The sequence below is a fragment of the Flavobacterium galactosi genome (genome assembly GCF_048158585.1).
Lineage (GTDB): Bacteria > Bacteroidota > Bacteroidia > Flavobacteriales > Flavobacteriaceae > Flavobacterium > Flavobacterium galactosi.
Genome location: NZ_JBLNKV010000001.1, coordinates 666,666 through 691,104 on the forward strand (window position 1 = coordinate 666,666; position 24,439 = coordinate 691,104).

The 24,439-nt window shown below is 34.1% G+C and carries 20 protein-coding genes; 13 read left to right on the forward strand and 7 right to left on the reverse strand.

The window, feature by feature from the left end; translation table 11 throughout:
- Positions 1 to 47: 47 nt before the first annotated feature.
- Positions 48 to 284 (reverse strand): acyl carrier protein, encoded by a 237-nt coding sequence (locus ACM55M_RS02885; RefSeq protein ID WP_007137004.1) that lies wholly within the window; start codon positions 282 to 284, stop codon positions 48 to 50.
- Between the two features lie 174 nt (positions 285 to 458).
- Between ACM55M_RS02885 and purN the strand changes: the two genes are divergently transcribed.
- From purN to ACM55M_RS02905, 4 genes are all read left to right on the forward strand, one after another.
- Positions 459 to 1,028: a phosphoribosylglycinamide formyltransferase gene (gene purN, locus ACM55M_RS02890; protein ID WP_416855987.1), complete on the forward strand. Its 570-nt coding sequence runs from the start codon at positions 459 to 461 to the stop codon at positions 1,026 to 1,028.
- A gap of 2 nt (positions 1,029 to 1,030) precedes the next feature.
- On the forward strand, positions 1,031 to 1,513 hold the full coding sequence (rnhA, locus tag ACM55M_RS02895) for a ribonuclease HI (protein ID WP_416855989.1): 483 nt from the start codon (positions 1,031 to 1,033) through the stop codon (positions 1,511 to 1,513).
- A gap of 105 nt (positions 1,514 to 1,618) precedes the next feature.
- Complete coding sequence (locus ACM55M_RS02900; RefSeq protein WP_416855990.1) at positions 1,619 to 2,542, forward strand: PfkB family carbohydrate kinase; 924 nt, start codon at positions 1,619 to 1,621, stop codon at positions 2,540 to 2,542.
- A gap of 152 nt (positions 2,543 to 2,694) precedes the next feature.
- Positions 2,695 to 4,593, forward strand: coding sequence for an amidophosphoribosyltransferase (locus ACM55M_RS02905; protein ID WP_416855991.1), 1,899 nt, complete (start codon positions 2,695 to 2,697; stop codon positions 4,591 to 4,593).
- 297 nt (positions 4,594 to 4,890) lie between these two features.
- On the opposite strand, the gene ACM55M_RS02910 is transcribed toward ACM55M_RS02905, so the two are convergent.
- The gene (locus ACM55M_RS02910) at positions 4,891 to 5,499 is read right to left on the reverse strand and encodes a superoxide dismutase (RefSeq protein WP_416855992.1); all 609 of its coding nucleotides are present in this window, start codon (positions 5,497 to 5,499) and stop codon (positions 4,891 to 4,893) included.
- A gap of 331 nt (positions 5,500 to 5,830) precedes the next feature.
- Positions 5,831 to 6,514 (reverse strand): ComF family protein, encoded by a 684-nt coding sequence (locus tag ACM55M_RS02915; protein ID WP_416855993.1) that lies wholly within the window; start codon positions 6,512 to 6,514, stop codon positions 5,831 to 5,833.
- Positions 6,515 to 6,611: 97 nt separating this feature from the next.
- On the opposite strand from ACM55M_RS02915, the gene ACM55M_RS02920 reads away from it, so the two are divergent.
- The 5 genes from ACM55M_RS02920 (at position 6,612) to ACM55M_RS02940 (ending at position 12,662) form a co-directional block, all read left to right on the forward strand.
- Positions 6,612 to 8,153 (forward strand): glycine--tRNA ligase, encoded by a 1,542-nt coding sequence (locus tag ACM55M_RS02920; RefSeq protein WP_416855995.1) that lies wholly within the window; start codon positions 6,612 to 6,614, stop codon positions 8,151 to 8,153.
- 380 nt (positions 8,154 to 8,533) lie between these two features.
- A complete protein-coding gene (locus tag ACM55M_RS02925) occupies positions 8,534 to 9,346 on the forward strand; it encodes a LytR/AlgR family response regulator transcription factor (RefSeq protein WP_416855996.1) in 813 nt (270 codons plus the stop codon).
- A gap of 175 nt (positions 9,347 to 9,521) precedes the next feature.
- A complete protein-coding gene (locus ACM55M_RS02930) occupies positions 9,522 to 9,803 on the forward strand; it encodes a 3-oxoacyl-ACP reductase (protein WP_416855997.1) in 282 nt (93 codons plus the stop codon).
- Positions 9,804 to 9,912: 109 nt separating this feature from the next.
- A complete protein-coding gene (locus tag ACM55M_RS02935; protein ID WP_416855998.1) occupies positions 9,913 to 11,970 on the forward strand; it encodes an ATP-binding protein in 2,058 nt (685 codons plus the stop codon).
- A complete protein-coding gene (locus tag ACM55M_RS02940; RefSeq protein WP_416855999.1) occupies positions 11,967 to 12,662 on the forward strand; it encodes a response regulator in 696 nt (231 codons plus the stop codon). The genes ACM55M_RS02935 and ACM55M_RS02940 overlap by 4 nt, the downstream gene beginning before the upstream one ends.
- A gap of 69 nt (positions 12,663 to 12,731) precedes the next feature.
- On the opposite strand, the gene thiL is transcribed toward ACM55M_RS02940, so the two are convergent.
- Entirely contained in the window at positions 12,732 to 13,778 is a 1,047-nt protein-coding gene (gene thiL, locus ACM55M_RS02945; protein WP_416856000.1) for a thiamine-phosphate kinase, read from the reverse strand.
- 108 nt (positions 13,779 to 13,886) lie between these two features.
- Between thiL and ACM55M_RS02950 the strand changes: the two genes are divergently transcribed.
- Entirely contained in the window at positions 13,887 to 14,819 is a 933-nt protein-coding gene (locus tag ACM55M_RS02950; RefSeq protein ID WP_416856001.1) for a 1-phosphofructokinase family hexose kinase, read from the forward strand.
- A gap of 100 nt (positions 14,820 to 14,919) precedes the next feature.
- Here ACM55M_RS02950 and lepA read toward each other — a convergent pair whose 3' ends face one another.
- Positions 14,920 to 16,716 (reverse strand): translation elongation factor 4, encoded by a 1,797-nt coding sequence (lepA, locus tag ACM55M_RS02955; RefSeq protein ID WP_416856002.1) that lies wholly within the window; start codon positions 16,714 to 16,716, stop codon positions 14,920 to 14,922.
- A gap of 293 nt (positions 16,717 to 17,009) precedes the next feature.
- On the opposite strand from lepA, the gene dusB reads away from it, so the two are divergent.
- Positions 17,010 to 18,002: a tRNA dihydrouridine synthase DusB gene (dusB, locus tag ACM55M_RS02960; RefSeq protein WP_416856003.1), complete on the forward strand. Its 993-nt coding sequence runs from the start codon at positions 17,010 to 17,012 to the stop codon at positions 18,000 to 18,002.
- 147 nt (positions 18,003 to 18,149) lie between these two features.
- Here the strand turns inward: dusB and ACM55M_RS02965 are convergent, their stop codons facing one another.
- Complete coding sequence (locus ACM55M_RS02965) at positions 18,150 to 19,349, reverse strand: ABC transporter permease (protein ID WP_416856004.1); 1,200 nt, start codon at positions 19,347 to 19,349, stop codon at positions 18,150 to 18,152.
- 3 nt (positions 19,350 to 19,352) lie between these two features.
- Positions 19,353 to 19,745: a 30S ribosome-binding factor RbfA gene (gene rbfA, locus ACM55M_RS02970; protein WP_416848374.1), complete on the reverse strand. Its 393-nt coding sequence runs from the start codon at positions 19,743 to 19,745 to the stop codon at positions 19,353 to 19,355.
- Between the two features lie 231 nt (positions 19,746 to 19,976).
- Between rbfA and ACM55M_RS02975 the strand changes: the two genes are divergently transcribed.
- Positions 19,977 to 23,126, forward strand: a complete 3,150-nt coding sequence (locus ACM55M_RS02975) for a UvrD-helicase domain-containing protein (RefSeq protein WP_416856005.1) — start codon at positions 19,977 to 19,979, stop codon at positions 23,124 to 23,126.
- 45 nt (positions 23,127 to 23,171) lie between these two features.
- Positions 23,172 to 24,365: a glycine C-acetyltransferase gene (gene kbl / locus ACM55M_RS02980; RefSeq protein ID WP_416856006.1), complete on the forward strand. Its 1,194-nt coding sequence runs from the start codon at positions 23,172 to 23,174 to the stop codon at positions 24,363 to 24,365.
- The last annotated feature ends 74 nt before the right edge of the window (positions 24,366 to 24,439 follow it).

Sequence of the window (24,439 nt, forward strand, 5' to 3'; positions counted from 1 at the left end):
AAAATAATAACACCCGTTTACAAGATTGCAAACGGGTGTGTAATTTATTATTTCTTAGCTTCCTCTATATAAGAGATTGCTTGACCTACAGTAGCAATGTTTTCTGCTTGATCGTCTGGAATTTGAATGTCAAATTCTTTTTCGAATTCCATAATAAGCTCAACAGTGTCTAATGAGTCAGCTCCTAAATCATTAGTGAAGCTTGCTTCTGTTACAACTTCGTTTTCGTCAACACCTAATTTGTCTACGATAATCGCTTTTACTCTTGATGCAATGTCTGACATAATCTTTAATTTTAGAATTTAATTTGTTGGCAAAAATAAAAAACTTTATTTGAAAACAACTATTTAGTTAATAAATGTGAGGTCTAATTTATAAAATATATTTGACAAAGGCTTCTGAATGTTATTTAATTTCATTTTTTATGCCTTTTTTTGCGTAATTAAAATTGTCAGGTTATGAAAAAAATAGTGATTTTCGCCTCTGGATCGGGGACTAATGCTGAAAATATCATCAAGTATTTTGCTGCAACTGAAATTGCAAGAGTGGAAGCAGTGTTTACAAACAACCCAAATGCTAAAGTGGTTGAAAGAGCCAAAAATTATGGGATAGGAACAGATATTTTCTCAAAAGAAGAATTAAATGAAAGCAAAGTATTACAAAAAATAAATAACATCCAACCTGATTTGATTGTTTTAGCGGGATTTTTATTAAAATTCCCGGATAACATTATCGCGACATATCCTAATAAGATAATAAATATTCATCCTGCATTGTTGCCAAAATACGGTGGAAAAGGAATGTATGGTATGCATATTCATAGAGCAATTGTTGGGAATAAAGAAAAAGAAACCGGAATTACCATTCATTATGTGAATGAAAATTATGATGAAGGAAATATTCTTTTTCAAAAAAATGTAGTTTTATCAGGTGATGAAACTCCGGAAGAAATTGCCGAAATAATTCATGAATTGGAGCAGAAATATTTTCCGGAAGTGATAGAAAAACTGTTAAATCATAATTTATAATTTTGAATACTCACGATGTACATATTTATACGGATGGTGCTGCCAAAGGAAATCCCGGTCCCGGCGGTTACGGAGTGGTTATGGAATGGGTAGGGAAGCCTTATAAGAAGGAATTCTACGAAGGTTTTCGCCATACTACTAATAATAGAATGGAATTGCTGGCGGTAATTGTTGGTCTTGAAAAATTAAAAAACCCAAACACTAAAGTTTTGGTTATTTCAGACTCAAAATATGTGGTGGATTCCGTTGAGAAAAAGTGGGTTTTAGGTTGGGAAAAAAAGGGATTTGTTGACAGGAAAAATTCTGATTTGTGGAAACGTTTTCTGGTGGTTTATAGAAAACACAAAGTCAATTTCAAATGGATAAAAGGGCACAATAATCATGTCCAAAACGAAAGATGTGACGAGTTGGCAGTTATGGCTTCAATGCAAAAGCAACTTTCTGTAGATGCTTTCTATGAAAAAGAAGAAGAAAAGTTGTTGTAATACAATGGATTGCAGTAAAATAAATTAGCAAAATTTTACGACTGAGACCCTTTGCAATTTTACAACTTATGAGCTATCTTTGCGCTTTAATTCGAAACACAAAAAATGAATAAATTATTGATTGTTGGAACTGTAGCTTTCGACGCAATTGAAACTCCTTTTGCAAAAACAGATAAAATTTTAGGCGGCGCAGCAACATACATCGGACTCTCAGCTTCTTATTTCAATTTACAATCAGCAATAGTTTCTGTAGTTGGCGATGATTTTCCACAAGAACATTTAGATTTATTAACCGCACGAAACATTGATATTTCTGGTCTTGAAGTTGTAAAAGGCGGGAAAACTTTCTTTTGGAGCGGTCGTTACCATAACGATTTGAATTCAAGAGATACATTAGACACTCAATTAAACGTTTTGGCAGATTTTCAGCCAAAAGTTCCTCAAAATTTCAAAAATTCCGATGTAGTGATGTTAGGAAACTTACATCCACTAGTTCAAAGCAGTGTCATAGACCAAATGGGAAAAAAGCCTAAATTGGTAGTTTTGGACACTATGAATTTTTGGATGGACTGTGCTTTGCCAGAATTATTGGATGTGATTAAGCGTGTAGATGTTATTACAATAAATGATGAAGAAGCGAGACAACTTTCGGGAGAATATTCTTTAGTCAAAGCGGCGAAGAAAATTCATGCCATGGGACCAAAATATGTAGTGATTAAAAAAGGAGAACATGGTGCTTTGTTGTTTCATGACAAAGAAGTTTTCTTTGCTCCGGCATTACCCTTAGAAGAAGTTTTTGATCCAACAGGAGCAGGAGACACTTTTGCAGGTGGATTTGCAGGGTTTATTACCCAGAGTGAAAATGTTTCATTCGAAAACATGAAAAACGCGATCATTCATGGTTCTAATTTAGCTTCATTTTGTGTAGAGAAATTTGGAACAGAAAGAATGATTGATTTAGATAAAGAAGAAGTGCTGTCAAGACTGAAACAATTCAAATCATTGACGCAATTTGATATAGAATTATAATACATGAAACCTCGGAAACGAGGTTTTTTTTTAAATAAATTTGGCAAGAAATTACACGATTTAATTTTTGGTCTAATTATGGATGTTATTTTAGAACATAATAATTAGTGTCAAGTATTAAATCAACAAACACAACAACAAACAACAACACAATGAGCGACGCTTTACAACACGAATGTGGAATAGCACTAGTTAGACTACTCAAACCGCTTGAATTTTACAAAGAGAAATACGGAACGGCTTTCTACGGAATACAAAAAATGTATCTCCTTATGGAAAAGCAACACAATCGAGGGCAAGACGGGGCTGGTTTTGCAAGTATTAAAATGGATGTTGAACCAGGGGAGCGATATATAAGTCGCGTGCGATCCAATCATTCTCAGCCCATTCAAGATGTATTTAAACAAATAAATGAAAGAATAAATGAGGAGATGGCAGCTCATCCTGAATATGCAGATGATGTTGCGCTTCAAAAAGAAAATATTCCTTACATAGGGGAGTTGTTTTTGGGACATGTGCGTTACGGAACTTTTGGAAAAAATAGTATCGAAAGTGTTCATCCATTTTTGCGTCAAAGCAATTGGATGCATCGAAATCTGATATTGGCCGGGAATTTCAATATGACCAATGTAAAAGAACTTTTTCAAAACTTGGTAGAATTAGGGCAGCATCCTAAAGAAATGGCGGATACGGTTACGGTTATGGAAAAAATTGGACATTTTCTGGACAAAGAAGTGATGCAATTGTATCAAGATTGTAAAGAAGAAGGTTTGTCTAAAAGAGAAGCATCTCCTGTTATTGCGGAACGCTTAGATATTGCTAAAATTTTGAGACGTTCTTCTAAAAATTTAGATGGAGGTTACGCTATGGCGGGACTTTTAGGACATGGAGATTCATTTGTATTTAGAGATCCTGCAGGAATACGTCCAGCTTATTTTTATCAGGATGATGAAGTAGTTGTTGTTGCTTCTGAAAGACCGGTTATACAAACCGTTTTCAATGTGCCTTTCGAAAAAGTACAAGAAATTGAACCAGGAAATGCATTAATAATTAAGAAAAACGGAACTGTTTCAATGGAAGAGATTCTTCCTCCAACAGTTAAAAAAGCATGCTCTTTTGAACGTATTTATTTCTCCAGAGGAAGCGATGCTGAAATCTATCAGGAAAGAAAAAAATTAGGAAAATTGATTTTGCCTGCTGTTTTGGAAGCCATTGATGAAGATACGGATAATACGGTTTTCTCTTATATTCCAAATACTGCTGAAACATCCTTCTACGGATTAGTTGAAGCGGCTCAAGATTTTCTCAATCAAAGAAAGAACAATTACATTCTTGAAAACAGAAATACTTTAACTAAGGATTCTTTACAAGAATTGCTTTCGGTAAAAATCCGTACAGAGAAAGTAGCGATTAAAGATGCGAAACTAAGAACATTTATTACGGAGGACAGCAGCCGTGATGATTTGGTTGCCCATGTTTATGATGTAACTTATGGCGTTATCAAACCAACAGATAATTTGGTGATTATTGATGATAGTATTGTACGTGGAACTACGCTGAAAATGAGTATCATCAAAATGATGGACCGTTTGAATCCAAAACGTATTGTAATCGTTTCATCTGCGCCTCAAATTAGATATCCGGACTGTTATGGAATTGATATGGCTAAACTGGAAGGTTTAGTAGCATTTAAGGCAGCTTTAGAATTACTAAAAGAAAGAAACTTATATCACATTGTTGATGAAGTGTATTTGAAATGTAAAGCTCAGGAAAATTACATTGACAGCGATGTTGTAAATTATGTAACGGCAATTTATGAGCCTTTTCAACCGCAAGAAGTTTCAAACAAAATTGCTGAAATGTTAAGCTCTCCTGAAATCAATGCTGAAGTAAAAATAATATTCCAAACTGTGGAAGATTTACATATTGCTTGTCCTAAAAATTTAGGTGATTGGTATTTCACGGGAGATTATCCTACTCCTGGAGGGAACCGAGTGGTGAATCGAGCATTTATGAATTTTTATGAAGGAAAAGATGCGAGAGCATACTAATAATTGAGCAAATTAAGTTCTTAATCGGTTTTATGTGTTGTTTGTCTAATTTATTTGTTTTGATTAAACAACTGCTATAAATTTGAATCACCATAACATTAGTAGGTTAAGTTTATGGTAGATTTGGGGCAAAAAAGGTGGAAGAAATTCCACCTTTTTTATTGGAATAAAGTCAAAAATAAGATAAACAAAAAGCGCCGATTTCAAATTTTGAAATCGGCGCTTTTTGTTTTAAGATTAAAGAACCAAGACAACATTCATTTTTGAAGTCTTGATTCTTTCATCCTGTCTCTATTTTTATTTCTCTAAAGCATATCTTCTAGATACTTCCGTCCAGTTAATTACATTGAAAAAAGCTTCGATATAATCTGGTCTTCTGTTTTGGTAATGTAAATAGTAAGCATGTTCCCAAACATCCATTCCTAAAATTGGAGTTCCACCACAACCTACACCTGGCATTAAAGGATTATCTTGGTTTGGAGTTCCACAAACATCCACTTTTCCGCCTTTATGTACACACAGCCAAGCCCATCCAGAACCAAATTGAGTAGCTCCAGCTTTGCTGAATGATGCTTTAAATTCTTCAAAAGTTCCAAAAGCAGCTTCGATAGCAGCCAATAAATCTCCAGTTGGAAGTCCACCACCGTTTGGTGTCATTACAGTCCAAAACAAGTTGTGGTTGTAAAACCCACCACCGTTGTTACGGACAGCTGCGTTTTTCAAATCAAGATTAATCAAAATATTTTCAATTGTCTTACCTTCCATATCCGTCCCAACTATTGCGGCATTAAGATTGGTAGTATAAGCATTGTGATGTTTAGAATGGTGAATTTCCATTGTACGCGCATCAATATAAGGTTCTAATGCGTCATACGCATAAGGTAATTGTGGTAATTCGAAAGCCATAATTATGATTGTTTAGTGATTTATAAAAAATTTTATCAAATTTATACATTTAACTTTGGAAACGGAAACTCTATTTTGTTATAATTTCATTAAATTAATTGATAGTGTGCTATTTGTAATTGTAACAGACTTATTTTCAGGAGCTATTTCCAGTTTTCCGCTGCAATCTTTTTATTTGTCGAAAAGGCAAATAAAAAGGATTTCAACTTTAAAAGTAGTTCACTGAACTCCTATGTGGATAAAAGTCAAGTGAAGTAATCAGGGCTAAAAACGACTGTATTTTATAATGTTTTTTGCTTTTAAAACAAAAATTAAGGTTTGAATTATTTTATCAAGACTGTGCCATTGCCATACAAATAATGCTGATTTTTATACCGGGAATTTTCAATAAAGCATGGGAACAAGCTTCTAGTGTAGCTCCGGTTGTGATAACATCATCAATTAAAAGGAAATGTTTATGATGGTCTTTTTCAGTAAAGGAAACATCAAAAATAGTTTCGATTCCTTCACTTCTGCCTAATAGATTTTTCTTCGATTGCGTTTTTGAATACACATTCCGAATCAAAAGCGAATCATTATAATCTAAATTTAAACTCGAAGAAAGCGCTTTTCCAAAAGCTGTTACTTGATTGTATCCTCTTTCTTTTAATTTTCTTCGATGCAATGGAACCGGGATAATTTCATCAACAGTTTTTAATAATCGGATATTCTTTAAATCTTCGGCGTACCATTCGCCCAAAATTGTTCCTATTTCCTCGTGTCCTTTGTATTTCAAATTATGAATCAGTTCTTGAACAATTCCCTTTTTATGAAAATAAAATAATGCTGAAGTGTGAATTACAGGAATTCTTCCGTAAAATTTTTTGAAAGCATCATTCTCTGGATTTAAGTGATGATTGGTTAATGGAATATCATGTCTACAAACGGTACAAATCACATTTTCATTTACTACTAAAAACGAGCTGCAACCGGAACAGACTTTTGGAAAAAATAGATTAAGAACGCTTTTGAACATGTAATCAAGGATTTATTTATAAAAATAGACAAATCAATGCTTCAATCTTTAACAATTTTCTTTTTTTTAAGTTCACTTTTTATATTTTTGCACTATTATGGCAAAACAAGAAGATTTATTTAAGAATGTAATTTCGCACGCAAAAGAATACGGATTTATTTTTCCGTCAAGCGAAATTTACGATGGTTTAAGTGCAGTCTATGATTATGCACAAAACGGAGTAGAGTTAAAAAAGAACATACGCGAATATTGGTGGAAGGCAATGGTTCAAATGAATGATAACATTGTTGGTCTTGACGCGGCAATATTAATGCATCCAACGACCTGGAAAGCATCCGGCCACGTAGATGCCTTCAATGATCCATTGATTGACAACAAAGATTCAAAAAGAAGATATAGAGCCGATGTTTTGATTGAAGATTATGCCGAAAAGCTAAATCAAAAAGCAATCAAGGAAATCGAAAAAGCGCGTGCTCGTTTTGGTGATGCTTTCAACGAACAGGAATTTGTGACTACAAATGCAAGAGTTATTGAATACAAAGCCAAAGAAAGAGAGATTCTGGAAAGAATGGCTCGCTCGCTTGGTAACGAAGATTTAGAAGATGTGAAAGCATTAATCGAAGAATTGGAAATTGCTTGCCCAGAATCAGGTTCAAGAAATTGGACTGAAGTACGTCAATTCAACTTGATGTTCGGAACAAAATTAGGAGCTTCTGCTGATACAGCAATGGATTTATACTTACGTCCGGAAACTGCACAAGGTATTTTTGTGAATTTCTTGAATGTACAAAAATCAGGGAGAATGAAAGTTCCTTTTGGAATTGCACAAACTGGAAAAGCCTTTAGAAATGAAATCGTTGCAAGACAATTTATTTTCCGTATGCGGGAGTTTGAACAAATGGAAATGCAATTTTTTGTACGTCCAGGCGAAGAAATGAAATGGTACGAGCATTGGAAAACAGCCAGACTTAACTGGCATTTATCACTTGGTTTAGGAAAAGAAAATTACCGTTTTCATGATCACGAGAAATTAGCACATTATGCGAATGCAGCGGCTGATATTGAATTTAACTTTCCTTTTGGGTTCAAAGAATTAGAAGGAATTCACTCGCGTACTGATTTTGATTTGAAAGCACACGAACAGTTTTCAGGTAGAAAATTACAGTATTTTGATGCTGAATTGAATCAGAATTATGTTCCTTATGTAGTGGAGACTTCAGTAGGATTAGACAGAATGTTCTTAGCTGTTTTTGCAACTTCATTAAAAGAAGAAACGTTAGAAGATGGCTCTACTAGAACAGTACTGAAATTACCGGCAGTTTTAGCACCCACAAAAGCAGCAGTATTCCCATTAGTTAAAAAGGATGGATTGCCAGAAATAGCTCATAAAATCATTGAAGATTTGAAATGGGATTTCAATGTGGCTTATGATGAAAAAGATGCGGTAGGAAGGCGTTATAGAAGACAGGATGCATTAGGGACTCCTTTTTGTATCACAGTAGATCATCAGACTATTGAGGATGATACGGTAACGATTCGTCATAGAGATACGATGAAACAAGACCGTGTAAAAATCGCAGATTTGAAAGCAATCATTGAAAATGAAGTTTCGATGAAAAATTGGTTGATGAAAATGTAATTATTTTTTTTGTTCATATTAGAAAAGCTTTCCGAAACGGAGAGCTTTTTTATTTTACATAGGGTCAGTGATTTTTTTAATGCACAATTAATTATAAAAGAAATAGTTATTAATTTCTTTTATAATAAGAATTTATGCGCTTTGTCGGATTTATTTGCGCTTCATCTTAATGTATCAACATTTGTTAAAAACATATTAACAAGATCTATTAAAAAATGGTTAAATGCTTATTTTTAGACTGTTAAATAAGGGGTTTTATGCGATATTTTATGCTTTTGTTTAATTAGTTTCCCAAAACTACCAATATTACTTAATAATTTGAAGTGCATTTTACTTTGGAAATCTGATGTTATGCCTAACAATTTTAGGAATAGCCATTAATGAATTACTCGTACATTATTATTGACGATGATCAAGAAAGTGTTTCGAAAACGAAAGCCATTGCTGATAGTTTTTCGGAGCTTACTTTTGTGGCATCAGCAAATAATTACACGGATGGTTTAAATCTTATTTTAGAACACACCCCTCAATTGGTTTTTCTTGAAATTGACCCTACTAATGCAGCCAGTAATTTATCGTTAATACTCATTAATGAGTTGTATCGATATCTGAAAGTAATTCCGAAGATTATTGTTACAACCGCAAAGAAAGATTTGGCTTTTGAGGCTATTCAATATGAAGTAACAGATTATTTATTAAAACCATTAGTACGTATCGATATTGTAAAATCAATTTTAAAATTGAACAAATCGAATAATGCGGAAGAAGTCCTTTCGAAACAATCGCCAACTGTTGATGAAAAACCTATAGTTTCAGTTAGGCAAGAAGCCTCAAATCAGGAGCAGCCTCTTATTCTATGTATAAAATCATATGGTGATTACAGGTATATTGATGCTAAAGATATTTGCTACTTCCAAGCGGATAATAATTCTACTGACATACACCTAAATAATGGCGAAATGATAACTGCTTTCAAAACATTGAAGCATTTTGAAGGAATTCTTTCTTTCCCTTTTATTAGAATTCACAACAGTTATATTGTAAACCGAAATTACATTTCTAGAATTCATACAGGAAATGCAGTATGTTATATTAAAAACACCACTACAAAACTTCCTTTCTCCAAATCGTATAAGGCAAATGTTGACCTTATTATTTCTGATTTTTCTAACGGAAATTACTTGGAAATCTAAGAAATAGTCATTTACCATAATTTGAGTATCATTCACTCTCAAACGGCTATGTTCTACCATATACTTCTTTTTTTGTAGGAATTTTTAAGATTACCTATGTAGTTTTACGAAACAATTTCCTGCAAAAGGAAGTAAAAAAAAGTAAAAAAACATAACAACATAAAAACCCCAAATTATGAAAAAAGCAATCTTAACAATCGGTTTATTCTCTTTAGTAATGATCTTAACTTCATTTACTACACCAGAAACAAATAATAACACTGTAAAATCTGACACTACTGTTAATATCATTGGTGGTGGAGCAACAGGAGGAAATGTAAAAGTTGATATCATCGGTGGTGGAGCAACAGGAGGAAATGTAAAAGTTGATATAATTGGTGGTGGAGCAACGGGAGGAAATGTAAAAGTTGATATAATTGGTGGTGGAGCAACAGGAGGAAATGTAAAAGTGGACTAATAATTTAAGTGTATTTTTTAAATAATATTTAGGCTATCAATTATTTGATAGCCTTTTTTTATGTCAATAGTTTTATTTTACTATTTTTGGTAAAAATCATTAGCTGCTATTGAAAAATAAATACTACATATTTCTATTATTGTTTCTGATTTTTGTTTATTTTGGTTGTACCAAAAAAAAAGCAGAAGACATTCCTGTTACTTCATCAGAAGACAGTCTTTCTACTTATTTTTCATTGGCAAATGATTTTACCTTAGCACGTGAAAAGAGACAAGAATATAGTAATAAAGCTTTTGTTATAGTTGTGAATCAAGAGAATGATTCGCTAAATCGAGTAAGTCTATTCAAAGTTGCCAATCGATATTATAATATAAATAATTGGAGAGATTTTAATAAAACGGTACATCTTGTTTTGGAAAAGTCTGAAAGTGCCAAGGATACAATAAATATTACAAAAGCCTATACCTATTTAGGAGATTATTACGAATCACAATCAGTTTCAGATAGTGCTTTCATGTTTTATTATAAAGCAGAAAAAATGTATGCTAAACTGGGAGATAATATTAATTTAGGTAAAACATTATTTAGCAAAGCAAATTTACTTTATAAAGCAGGGGATTTTTTAGGAAGCGAAAAATCAGTGTTCAATGTTTTGCGTATTGTTAAAGGAGAAAAGAAAATAAATAGTATTTTATACGATGCTTATAATCTTTTAGGATTAATTTATAATGAGCTTGGGGATTATGAATCTGCTATCGTTTATAATAATAAGGCATTGACTGTAATTGATGATGAAATTATACCATTGGAATTTCAGTCTAGAGCCACTTCTTATAATAATATTGGTTTTCTCTATCTCAATTCACAAAAATACTTACTTGCAAAAGAATATTTTCAAAAGGGATTAGAACAGAAAAATCTAATTATTCAAAAACCATACGTTTATACAATGTTATTGGATAATTTAGCTTATGCTAAATTTAAATTAAATGAGACAGAAGGGCTTCCCGAAATGTTTTACCAATCTTTGAAACTAAGAGACAGTTTAAAACTAACTTCTGGTATATTTATTAATAAAATCCATTTATCAGAATATTTTGCTTCAAAAAAGGATACAGTCAAAGCGCTGCAATATTCCAAAGAGGCTTTGTTACTTGCTAGAAACACTAATATTTCACGAGATGTTTTAGTGGCTTTGAAAGAATTAGCTGTTATAGAGCCCGAAAAGGCATCTGATTATACTAAGGAATATATTCGTATCAATGAAAACTTGCAAAAAGCAGAACGAAAAATGGGAGAAAAATTCTCTCGTATAGAATATGAAACGGATCAAATAAAAGGCGAGAATACAAACTTGGAAACTAAAAACAGGAATTTGTTATTCGGGTTTAGCGCTTTTACGATGTTAGGTTTGTTTTTGTATATTATTAAAGCCCAGAAAACTAAAAATAGAGAATTGTTGTTCAAACAGGAGCAACAAAAGGTAAATGAGGAAATCTATAATTTAATGATTTCGCAGCAAAGCACCATTGAGACGAATAGAATTGTGGAGAAAAAAAGAGTTGCGCAAGAGTTACACGATGGGGTGTTGGGAAGAATGTTTGGAGTACGTATGAATTTAGATGGCTTGAATAAATTTAATGATGAGATTGCTGTTAATCAAAGAAATAGTTATTTGTCAGAATTAAAAAATATAGAACAAGATATTCGTGAAATTTCACATGATTTGAATAGAGAAAAATCAGAATTAATTAATAACTTCGTTGCCATTGTAAACAATTTATTTGAAGAACAAAAAAAGACATTTGAACCAAAATTAGTTACGATCATTGATCCTGCTATAAAATGGGAGTCATTAAGTAATGCAGTTAAAATAAATTTATACCGAATTATTCAGGAGTCACTCCAAAATATTAATAAGTACGCTGATGCGAATACTATTAAAGTTAAAATCAAGAAAAAAGGAGATGATTTATTTTTGTCAATAAATGATGATGGCGTTGGGTTTAATGTAAACAAAGCTAAAAGAGGTATTGGTATACAAAATATACAATCTCGAACAAATGAATGTGATGGAACAGTAGAGATAAAATCAAATAAAGGAGAAGGAACAACTATTACAATTACAGTCCCAATAGAACAGAAACAAATACTTACAGAGAAATGACAATTGCCTCAACTGAAAAGATAATGATTCAAAATAATATATTAATTGTTGATGATCACCCTTTTATTATTGAAGGGTATAAGAATGCGATTACAAGATATAATCCTAAGGAATTTCAGTTTTTTATTAGTCAAGCTAAGGATTGTAAATCGGCATACGATATTATTACAAATTCAGATACTTTAGCTTTTGATATTGCTTTTTTAGATATTAGCATGCCACCTTATGAAGAAAAAGGTATTTATTCTGGAGAAGATTTGGCTAAATTGATTAATGAAACCATGCCTGATTGCAAAATCATTTTGCTTACCATGTATACTGAATTGCTAAAAATAAAGACCATTATTAAAACAATAAATCCAAATGGATTAGTAATAAAAAATGACCTAACATTTGACGAATTACTTTTTGCCTTTGATAAAGTCATAAACAATAAAATTTATTATAGTCAATCTGTCCAAAAAATGTTAGACTTAGGAGAAAAGGACACAATAGAAATTGATCAATTTGATAAGCAAATTTTATTTCATTTGTCAAAAGGCACTAAGCTGAGTGAGATTCCGCAGTATATTCCGATTTCATTAGGAGAAATTGAAAGAAGAAAGCTAAATCTAAAAGAGTTATTGAAAATAGAGAATGATAGTGATATTGATTTGATACGCGAGGCAAAAAATCAAGGATTGCTTTTTTAGCTTTTAAATGAATTTTAAACAAAAAACGACACTTTTTCAGGTGTCATTTTTTGTTTAATTTAGAGATTTCTATTCGCTCAAAGCATTCCAACCACGCGCTTTTAAAGCAATTTTTGTATTGGCTCGAGTAACTAAATGAATTCCTTCACTTTCTTGTGTCATGTGACCAATAATCGTGAAATTTGGATTTCCTTTTATTTTTTCAAAATCTTCCATAGCAATGGTGAAAAGCAATTCGTAATCTTCTCCCCCATTTATCGCAACTGTTGTACTATCGATGTTGAATTCTTCACAAACATTAATAAATTGAGGATCGATTGGTAATTTGTCCTCATATAAATTACAACCCACTTTGGACTGTTTGCACAAATGCATAATTTCCGATGACAATCCATCCGAAATATCAATCATTGAAGTTGGTTTTATTTCCAAAGCGTGCAATAAGGTACGGACATCTTTTCTGGCTTCTGGCTTTAATTGACGTTCTATTAAATAGTTATACGCATCTAAATCCGGTTGTGAATTTGGATTAACCTGAAAAACTTGCTTTTCTCTTTCCAAAACTTGCAACCCCATATAAGCAGCTCCAATATCGCCTGTAACCACTAATAAATCAGTTTCTTTGGCACCGTTTCTATAAACGATTTCTTCTTCATCAGCTTCTCCAAGAGCTGTTATACTGATGATTAATCCTTTTTGGGAAGAAGTGGTGTCGCCACCTATAACATCTACATTATATTCACGTGCTGCATGCGTTATTCCTGCAAATAATTCATCTAATGCTTCCAAAGGAAAACGATTAGAGACCGCAATGGAAACCGTGATTTGCGTTGGCTTTGCATTCATCGCACAAATGTCAGAAACATTGACTACGACCGCTTTATAACCCAAATGCTTTAAGGGCATATAAGCCAAATCGAAATGTACACCTTCAATTAATAAATCAGTTGAAATGACTACTTTTTTGTCTTTGAAATCCAAAACAGCAGCGTCATCTCCAATTCCCTTTAATGTAGAAGGTTGATTGATTTCAAAGTTTTTTGTCAAATGGTCTATCAATCCAAATTCTCCTAATTGAGCAATACTTGTGCGTTGTGGGGTTTTATCTTCGATCATTATTTAAATTGTTTTGAGGTTGCAAATATACAAAGAAATATTCGCCTTGAATTCTATCAAATTCTATCAATTTTATCCGACCTTTAGAGTAGTAAAAATTTGTAAAAAATGAAGACATTTGATATCGTTACCCTTACCGTTAATCCTGCTTTAGATAAAAGTACTCACTTTAAAGGCTTAGTCCCAGAACAAAAAATACGATGTGATGAACCGCGTTATGATGCGGGAGGTGGAGGAATCAATGTTTCTAAGGCGATCTCCCGTCTAGGAGGGACGTCTTTAGCAGTCTTTACTTCTGGTGGACCAATGGGTAAAATGCTTGAGGAATTGGTGGCTAAAGAATCGGTTGAATTTAAAGCAATCGAAGTCCAAACCTGGACAAGAGAAAGTTTTGTCGCGGTAGATGACAACACCAATTCACAATACCGATTTGGGTTTACAGGCGGAAAAATTACTACCGAAGAAAGCAAAAGAATATTAGAAACCATAGTTAATATTAAACTAAAATTCCTAGTTGCCAGTGGCAGTTTGAATGAAGGTTTGTCAGTAGATTTTTATCAAAAAATTGCAGAAATTGCAAAAAAATCAAATGCTAAGTTAATTGTGGACACCTCTGGTGAATCATTAAAAAAAGCGTTAGAAATTGGTGTTTATATGATCAAACCCAATGTTGGAGAACTGGCAAAATTAATAGGCGTTGAGCGATTGGAACTGGAAGAAGTAAACGAAGCCGCCAAACAAATCATTGCAAAAGGCGGCGCCGAAATCGTAGTTGTTTCACTTGGTCCGCAAGGCGCAGTTTTAGTTACCAAAGATTCCTATGAATTTGTCCCTGCTCCTAATGTTGCAAAAAAAAGTACTGTGGGTGCCGGTGATAGTATGGTGGGTGGAATGGTTTGGGCGCTTTCGCAAAATAAAAGCTTAAAAGAAGTCATCCGTTGGGGAGTTGCTTGCGGATCGGCAGCAACGATGAATGAAGGAACCCAATTGTTTAAATTCGAAGATGCCAAACGATTGTTTGAATGGTTGAAGAATAAATAGAAACAAAAAAACCTGACAATTTTCACATCGTCAGGTTTCATCTATAATTTAAAATTGCTTTGCCAGTTCGCTTCGCTCGGGTCAGAATTTAAAATAATTTTTAGTCATTCAACTTCAATACCGCCATAAACGCTTCTTGCGGAATTTCAACATTTCCAACCAGTCTCATACGTTTTTTACCTTTTTTCTGTTTTTCCAATAATTTACGTTTACGAGAAATATCCCCACCATAACATTTGGCGGTAACGTCTTTACGCAACGCTTTTATCGTTTCACGCGAAATAACTTTCACGCCAATAGCCGCTTGCACCGGAATGTCAAATTGCTGGCGCGGAATTAATTCTTTTAATTTCTCACACATTTTTTTACCAATTTGATACGCATTATCAGCATGCATCAGGGAGGACAAAGCATCCACAATCGTTGCGTTCAATAAGATATCCACTTTAACCAAATTAGAAGTTCGCATCCCTATTGGCGTATAATCAAACGAAGCATATCCTTTAGAAACTGTTTTTAAACGGTCGTAAAAATCAAATACAATCTCTGCCAACGGCATGTCAAAAGTCAACTCTACGCGTTCTGTAGTCAAATACGTCTGATTCGTAATCAATCCACGTTTTTCGATACACAAACTCATTACATTTCCAACATAATCAGATTTGGTAATGATAGTTGCTTTGATAAAAGGTTCCTCCACATGGTCTAAACGAGAAGGCTCCGGCAAGTCCGAAGGATTATTTACGATAAGCGGTGTTGTAGGATCTTTTTTGGTGTAAGCCAAATACGAAACGTTGGGAACGGTAGTAATAACAGTCATGTTAAATTCTCTCTCCAAACGCTCCTGGATAATTTCCATGTGCAACATTCCCAAGAATCCGCAACGGAAACCAAATCCCAAAGCTGCCGAACTTTCCGGTAAAAATACCAACGAAGCATCATTCAACTGCAGCTTTTCCATAGAGTTTCTCAACTCCTCGTAATCTTCAGTATCCACAGGATAAATCCCCGCAAAAACCATTGGTTTCACATCTTCAAAACCTTTAATTATATTCGTTGTTGGCGTTTTTGCATCCGTCAATGTATCACCTACTTTTACTTCTTTTGCTTCTTTAATTCCAGAAATCAAATACCCAACATCCCCCGCTGAAATGACTTGTTTCGGAACTTGATTCAGTTTCAAAGTACCAATTTCATCTGCAAAATATTCATTTCCGGTAGCCATAAATTTTATCTTCTGGCCTTTTTTAATCTGTCCGTTTTTTACACGGAAAATAACTTCGATTCCTCGAAACGGATTGTAATGCGAGTCAAAAATCAACGCTTGTAGCGGTTCGTCAACACTTCCTGATGGAGGTGGAATTTTTTCGATGATGGCTGCCAATATATTTTCTACACCAAAACCAGTTTTACCCGAAGCGTGAATAATATCCTCTAATTTACATCCCAGTAAATCAATAATATCGTCACTTACTTCCTCTGGATTCGCACTTGGTAAATCTACTTTGTTCAAAACGGGAATAATTTCCAAGTCGTTTTCCAAAGCCAAATATAAATTCGAAATCGTTTGTGCCTGGATGCTTTGCGCTGCATCTACAATCAAAAGCGCACCTTCGCAAGCCGCAATCGATCGGGAAACTTCATACGAAAAATCCACGTGTCCCGGAGTATCAATCAAATTCAGGATGTATTCTTGTCCTTTATAGGTATATTCCATCTGAATCGCGTGACTCTTAATCGTAATACCACGTTCGCGTTCTAGGTCCATGTTGTCAAGCAATTGCGCTTTTTCTTCACGAGCGGTTACCGTTTGTGTTGCACCAAGTAATCGGTCCGCAAGGGTACTTTTCCCGTGATCAATATGTGCAATTATGCAAAAATTCCTTATGTGTTTCATTTTCTGTTTATATCAAATTTATTTTGGTTTACCCTGAATTGTTTCAGGGCGTGACCACAAGGGTCGTGCTTTCCACTACAATCTTTTCCTTTTTAAAGAAAAAAGGAAAAGGATTTTTGCTACAATCCCTCACGCAATCGCCAAACAGCGACAATTAATCTGCAAATATAAGCTAAATTCAACAGTTTCAAAGTCCCGAATTCGCAAACTAATCGGTTTAATACTAAGTCTTTCTTCTTTCTTCTTTTATCCTTTCATCTAAAAATCGTAATTTTGCACCAAAATACATGAAGATGGTCAAGATTGGCAACATAATATTACCCGAATTCCCTTTACTTCTCGCGCCTATGGAAGATGTGAGCGATCCGCCTTTTCGCAGGTTGTGTAAAGCCCATGGTGCCGATATGATGTATTCGGAATTTATTTCTTCCGAAGGATTAATACGGGATGCCATCAAAAGCCGAATGAAATTAGATATTTTCGATTACGAACGCCCTGTCGGAATCCAGATTTTTGGCGGAGATGAAGAAGCCATGGCGATGTCCTCCAAAATTGTTTCAGCTGTAAACCCGGATTTAATAGACATCAATTTTGGTTGTCCTGTTAAAAAAGTAGTTTGCAAAGGTGCCGGAGCCGGCGTTCTCAAAGATGTAGATTTGATGATTCGTTTGACACAAGCTGTTATCGATAGCACCCATTTGCCAGTGACTGTAAAAACCCGTTTGGGTTGGGATGATAATTCCATTAATATTGATGAAGTTGCGGAGCGTTTGCAAGACATTGGCGTAGCCGCTTTGAGCATCCATGCCAGAACGCGTGCCCAAATGTACAAAGGCCATTCTGACTGGTCCCACATTGCCCGGGTGAAAAATAATCCCAGAATTACGATGCCTATTTTTGGAAACGGCGATATCGATTCTCCGGAAAAAGCATTACACTATAAAAACGAATACGGTATCGACGGCATCATGATTGGTCGTGCTGCAATTGGTTATCCTTGGATTTTTGACGAAATCAAACATTACTTCAAAACGGGAGAACATTTACCGAAACCCACTGTTGTTGATAGAGTCGAAGCAGTTCGAAATCACCTCACTTGGGCAATGGAATGGAAAGGAGAAAGATTGGGCATTGTTGAAACAAGACCACATTATACCAATTATTTTAAAGGAATTCACTCTTTTAAACCATTCAAACAACAATTAGTAACACTAGATCGACCTGAAGAGTTATTCGCTGCTTTGAATGAAATCGAAGAGGTTTATGTGGGTTATGAGGTTGTTTAACTAGATCTTTCAAACACAAATTCCACTAATTTACACAAATTATTTCGTGTAAATTAGTGGAATTTGTGTTTTATTTTTTTAAATCTGAAATCAAAAATCGTTAATCTTCACCCGAGCTTTTGCGAACAGGCTAAGCAATTAAAAATCTCATTCCAACAACTTCTTACTCACGCGACTACTTGCAATCAATGAAGCAATAAAACCAAGCGTGACAATTGTTCCCATAACAATCAGTACATTTTCGAGAGAGAAAACTACAGGATACGCCAGTGTGGGTGTAATCATAACCAGTTGAAAATGTTGTTGCAGTAATACAATTATAACCCCTAAAACCAGTCCAATAATTCCGCCAAAAACACTCAATAAAGTGCCTTGAAGCAGGAATATTTTTCGCAAATCTTTGATTTCAGTTCCTAGATTAAAAAGGGTTTTTAGGTTTCCTTTTTTATCCAAAATCATCATAATCAGTGCGCCAATCAAGTTGAAAAGAGCCACAACAATCACTAAGGTAAAAATTAAATACACAGCAATGTTCTCGGTATTCAACATTTTATACAAGGATTCGTTGAGTTGAGCCCTGTTTTTTATAGTAACAGTATTATTAAAAATGGTTTGAAGTTGGTCGATGATGGCACTTTCATCAGCACCAGCTTTTTCTTTGATTTCAATCCCTGAAACTTGATTGTTTTTATATTCCAATAATTCTTGTGCTAAACCTAAATCGGCAAAAACATATTTCGAATCAAGGTCTTCGCTGATGGCATAAATCCCAACAGGAATAATCTCCGTTTTATTAAAAGCTTGTTCGGGATTTTCGATAGCGCCTTTCCCTGGTTTTGGAACTAAAACTTCCAATTGATGATTAAAATCAAATAGTCCCATTGAGAATTTTTGGGCAATTCCGTAACCAACCACTACTTGATAGGTATTCGGTTTGAGCCATTGCCCGTTGAAAAGTTTCTTTTCAATAGCATTTACTTTACTAAAGTTGGAATCAACTCCTTTCAAGTACGTAACTTCCTGCTTTCCGTCAAAAGTAAATAAAACACGCTCTTCTATTATTTTAGTGTAAGAAGCTAGCCCATCAATTTTCTTGATTTGGCTTTCCTGAGTCGGAGAAATAAGAAAGGATTTCCCTAAAGTACTGCTTATTTTTAAATCGGGATCAATGTCATTGGTAAACGAAAGACTAAAAACTTTCAACCCGCTAAAAACAGATAAAACCACAAACAAAGCCATTGCGCCAACAATAATTCCCATGCTGGCAATCCGATTGATGATATTGATCGCATTGTTTTTACTATTGCTACGAATATAGCGTTTGGCTATGTAAAGGGGGAAATTCAAATTTTATTGAAATCTGCGTTTGTCCAAAAGATCTCTATTCTCAATAGGATTGTCTTTGTTAGCTAAGGCATTGTCAATTTTTTCGATATAGTCCAAAGAGTCGTCGATAAAGAAAACCAAATTGGGAACTTTTCTTAATTGTAAACGAACACGCTGTGATAAATCATGTTTTATTGTTTTAGAATTGGACTTCACCGCCTCTAAAATCTCTTTTGCTTTGTCCTGAGGGAAAACGCTTAAATGCACTGTAGCCACGGATAAATCTGAAGTTACAACAACCTTGGATACCGAAATTATCAAATTTGTAACTCCGTTTTTTCTCACTTCACCTTGCAGAATGTCAACCAAATCTTTTTGGATAACCCCACCTATTTTTTTCTGTCTATTTGTTTCCATGCTGCAAAAATACTACTTTTAAGTTTTATCCCGAAGTTTCGGGACAAATTTTAAAAGTAACCTAGCAATAGTTGAATTTTTAGAAGCTATTTCCTGCTATTCGCTATATCTTATGTGCCGAACCCCGGCACATAAGGATGTCGCTTCTATCAGGGCTAGGGGATTTGGGAAATTAGAACGCTAATTCTAAATCAGAAATCTAAAATCGTTAATCAGAAATCTAAAATCTTAATGCAAAGACCTTCCTTCTCCATATACGACGCATCGGCAGGTTCCGGAAAAACCTACGCGCTTGTCAAAGAATACCTGAAAATCATTCTTGTTGCCAAAAAAAATGATGCTTATCGCAACATTCTCGCCATTACGTTTACCAATAAAGCGGTTCACGAAATGAAAAGCCGTATCGTAGGAAGCTTATCCGAATTTGCCAAAGACGAACCAAGTCCAAAAGCGCAGGATTTAATGCAAGATTTGGCTATAGATATCGAACTTTCTATCATTGAAATAAAAACCAAATCACAGCAAATCATCAAGCATATTATTCATAATTATGCTGCTTTTGATATTTCGACCATCGATAAATTCACGCATAAAGTGATTCGTGCCTTTGCACACGATTTGAATTTACCCATGACCTTTGAAGTCACCTTGGATACCGAAAATTTATTAATAGAAGCCGTCGATGCAATCATCGCTCAAGCTGGAGAAGATGAAACATTAACCAAGCTGTTAATTGATTTCACGATGGAAAAAACTGACGATGACAAATCTTGGGATATTTCTCGTGAAATTCTCGAAACCGGCCGGTTGGTTTTAAACGAAAATAATAGAAATGAAATCACTCATTTTCAAGATAAATCCATCGCTGAATTTGTCGAAATAAAAAATAAACTATCCGAAGCCTGTAAAGACTTAGAAAAGCAAACTATTATTTTTGCAGAAGAAGCGCTAACGTTAATTGATAAAAACGGAATTGATGTAAAATCTTTTTCCAGAGGGACTTTTCCAAATCATATCAATAGTATTCAGCAAGGAAAATTCAATCCCAAGAATAAAACTTTTCATGAGTTTGATGATATTGCAATCAATAAAACGGCAAAAGATCGAGCGATTATTGAAAACCTTATTCCTGAATTTTTGCTAATTCTTACTAAAGTTTACACGGCTTTCGAAAAGATAAATTTCTATAAAGCGTTCCTGAAAAACATTACGCCATTATCATTACTAAATACCGTAAGTAATGAATTAGCCAAAATTCAGGAAGAGCAAAATGTACTTTCTATTTCAGAATTTAATGCGATTATTCATCGAGAAATCCAAAATCAGCCAGCTCCTTTTATATATGAACGATTGGGAGAGCGTTACCGTCATTTTTTTATTGATGAATTTCAGGATACTTCTGAAATGCAATGGCAGAATTTAATTCCGCTGATTGATAATGCGACTTCTAGTGAAATTGACGGTGAAAAAGGCACTTTGATGATAGTGGGTGACCCGAAACAATCCATTTACAGATGGCGTGGTGGAAAAGCCGAGCAGTTTATTGAATTGAGCAAAGACCAGAATCCATTCAATAATCCGGAGAAAGTTCTGGAGCATTTAGATAAAAATTATAGAAGTTATTCGCAGATAATCGAATTCAATAATGATTTTTTTAAATTGTTATCGAATGAATTCGAACATTTGGATTACAAAGATTTATATGAAAATCACAGCCACCAAAAGATAAATGATAAAATGGGTGGTTATGTGAATATTTCTTTTATTCCAAAAGTAGAAACTTCGGAAGAAGATGATGAGGCCTTAGATAAAACAGAATTGTATGTTTTAGCGACATTGAATACGATTCAAAAAGTACTACAACAAGGATTTGAATATAAAGACATTGTTATTCTGACTAGAAAACGAAGTCAGGGAATTGCGATTGCAAATTATTTGACGGAGCAAGGTATTCCGCTTTTGTCATCAGAAACCTTGATGATTCAAAACGCAACCGAAGTTCGATTGATTATTCATTTACTAAAATACTTGAAAAACAGTTCTGATTTGGAATCCAAAGCAAATTTTCTTCAATATTTAGCTCAAAATAGTCAGGATAAATTACCAATTCATGATTTTATTGCTCAAGGAATGGCGTTGTTTCAGGAAACTGATTTCGAAAATTGGTTGATGAGTTTTGATGTTTCGCTTTCGTTTCAAAACATTAGAAAAAAATCATTGTACGAAGCGGTGGAAACTATAATAAGTAAATTCCTAAACCCAAAGATTAGTAATGCTTATGTTCAATATTTCTTGGACATTGTTTTAGAACGAGACATTCGCAACCAGGCAGGAATTTCTGATTTCTTGAATTTCTGGGATAAAAATGCGGAAAAATTTAGTATTCCATCTCCGGAAGGGACTAATGCAGTTCGGATTATGACCATTCACAAATCGAAAGGATTGGAATTTCCGGTTGTGATTTTTCCTTTCGCTGAAGAAGATTATAATCGAAAACCAAAAGATAAATTATGGCTTAATGCTGAGGAACAGGATTTTGGTTTGCCTAAAGTTTTAATCGATAACAGCAGTGCGGTGGAAGGTTTTGGAGAGGAAGCATCATTCGTTTACAATCAAAAAAAGCAGGAAGAATTATTGGACAATATCAATGTTTTATACGTTGCTTTAACAAGGGCTGAGGAGCAGTTGTATGTGATTTCGAACATGAATTTATCCAGTAAAGGCGAAATTCCAAAAAATAATATGTGTAGCTTTTTCATTAATTATTTGGGTAACAAAGGCCAATTCGATGAAAATAAATTGGAATATAAATTTGGAAATGCAACGAAATTATCTTCAGCAAAACAACACGTCGATACTTCAAAAACAATTCCTTTAGTTTCAGAAATTCTTAATCCAAAGAATATAAAAATAGCACAACGTGAAGCTTTAATGTGGGGAACACTGCAGCAAGAAGCCATAGAGTATGGCAATGTTATTCACGAAATTTTATCTTTTGTAAGAACTAAAAACGATATTGATTTGGCGGTTATAAAATCTATTGAAAATGGATTAATTACCCTGAATCAAAAAGAATTAGTTTATAAAACGATTCAGGAAATTGTCAATCATTTAGACCTTTCAACTTATTTTGCCGAAGGAAATGAAATTTTGAATGAACAAACTATTATTCAAAAAGAAGGAAAAACAGTAAAACCGGACCGAATGGTTTTAACAAAAAACAAAGAAGTATTGTTGTTGGATTATAAAACTGGAACACATAATGTTAAATACCAACAGCAATTGGAGAATTATCAGGATGCTATTGAGAAAATGGGATACAAAGTAGTTAAAAAGGCATTGGTATACATAGGGAAAGAAATCGATGTAGTAAATTTGTAAGCTACTATTGAAATGAATAAATAACGGCTTTAATAAACTTATAAAATGTACGGAAAAATCAAAGAATACTTACAGTCAGAATTGCAAACTATTGAAGATAACGGAATTTTCAAAAAAGAAAGAATCATCACTTCTCCGCAAGGAGCAGAAATCACTATTTCTACAGGTGAGAAAGTTTTAAATTTTTGTGCTAATAATTATCTTGGATTATCATCGCATCCAGAAGTAATTCAGGCTGCTAAAGATGCTTTGGATACACACGGTTTCGGAATGTCATCAGTTCGGTTTATTTGTGGGACTCAAGATATCCATAAAATATTGGAAAAAAAGATTTCTGAATTTTATGGGACAGAAGATACTATTCTTTATGCCGCCGCTTTTGATGCTAACGGTGGTGTTTTTGAGCCGTTGCTAGGAGAAAATGATGCAATAATTTCAGATAGTTTAAATCATGCTTCTATCATAGATGGGGTTCGTTTGTGTAAAGCGGCTCGCTATCGTTATGAAAATAGCAATATGGAAGATTTGGAGCAACAATTAATCAAAGCTACTGAGGCTGGAACTCGTTTCAAATTAATTGTTACTGATGGCGTTTTTTCTATGGACGGAGTTGTGGCCCCTTTGGATAAAATCTGTGATTTAGCAGATAAATATGATGCAATGGTAATGGTGGATGAATGTCATGCTGCCGGATTCATAGGAGCAACCGGAAAAGGGACACTTGAGGCAAAAGGCGTAATGGGAAGGGTAGATATCATTACTGGAACATTAGGTAAAGCCCTTGGAGGAGCAATGGGTGGGTATACTACTGCTAAAAAAGAAATTATCGAAATATTGCGTCAACGTTCCAGACCTTACTTATTTTCTAATTCCCTTGCGCCAGCCATTGTTGGAGCTTCTATAAAGGTTTTTGAAATATTAGAAAGAGATACTGTGTTACGCGATAAGTTAGAATGGAATACAAATTATTTCAAAGAGGGAATGAAAAAAGCTGGCTTTGATATTATTGATGGTGATTCAGCAATCGTTCCTGTGATGCTTTATGATGCAAAATTGTCCCAAACTATGGCAAATGAGCTTTTAAAAAGAGGAATTTATGTTATTGGCTTTTTTTTTCCAGTGGTCCCTAAGGATAAAGCAAGAATCAGAGTGCAGCTGTCTGCAGCACATACAACCGCTCATTTAGATAAGGCAATTAGTGCTTTTATTGAAGTTGGCAGAATGTTAAATGTTGTGTAATTTTGATTTGAAGTTATATAATTTCCACTTTTAGCGATTTTTATAGGTTTTTTTTAACATTTCATTTTGTAGTT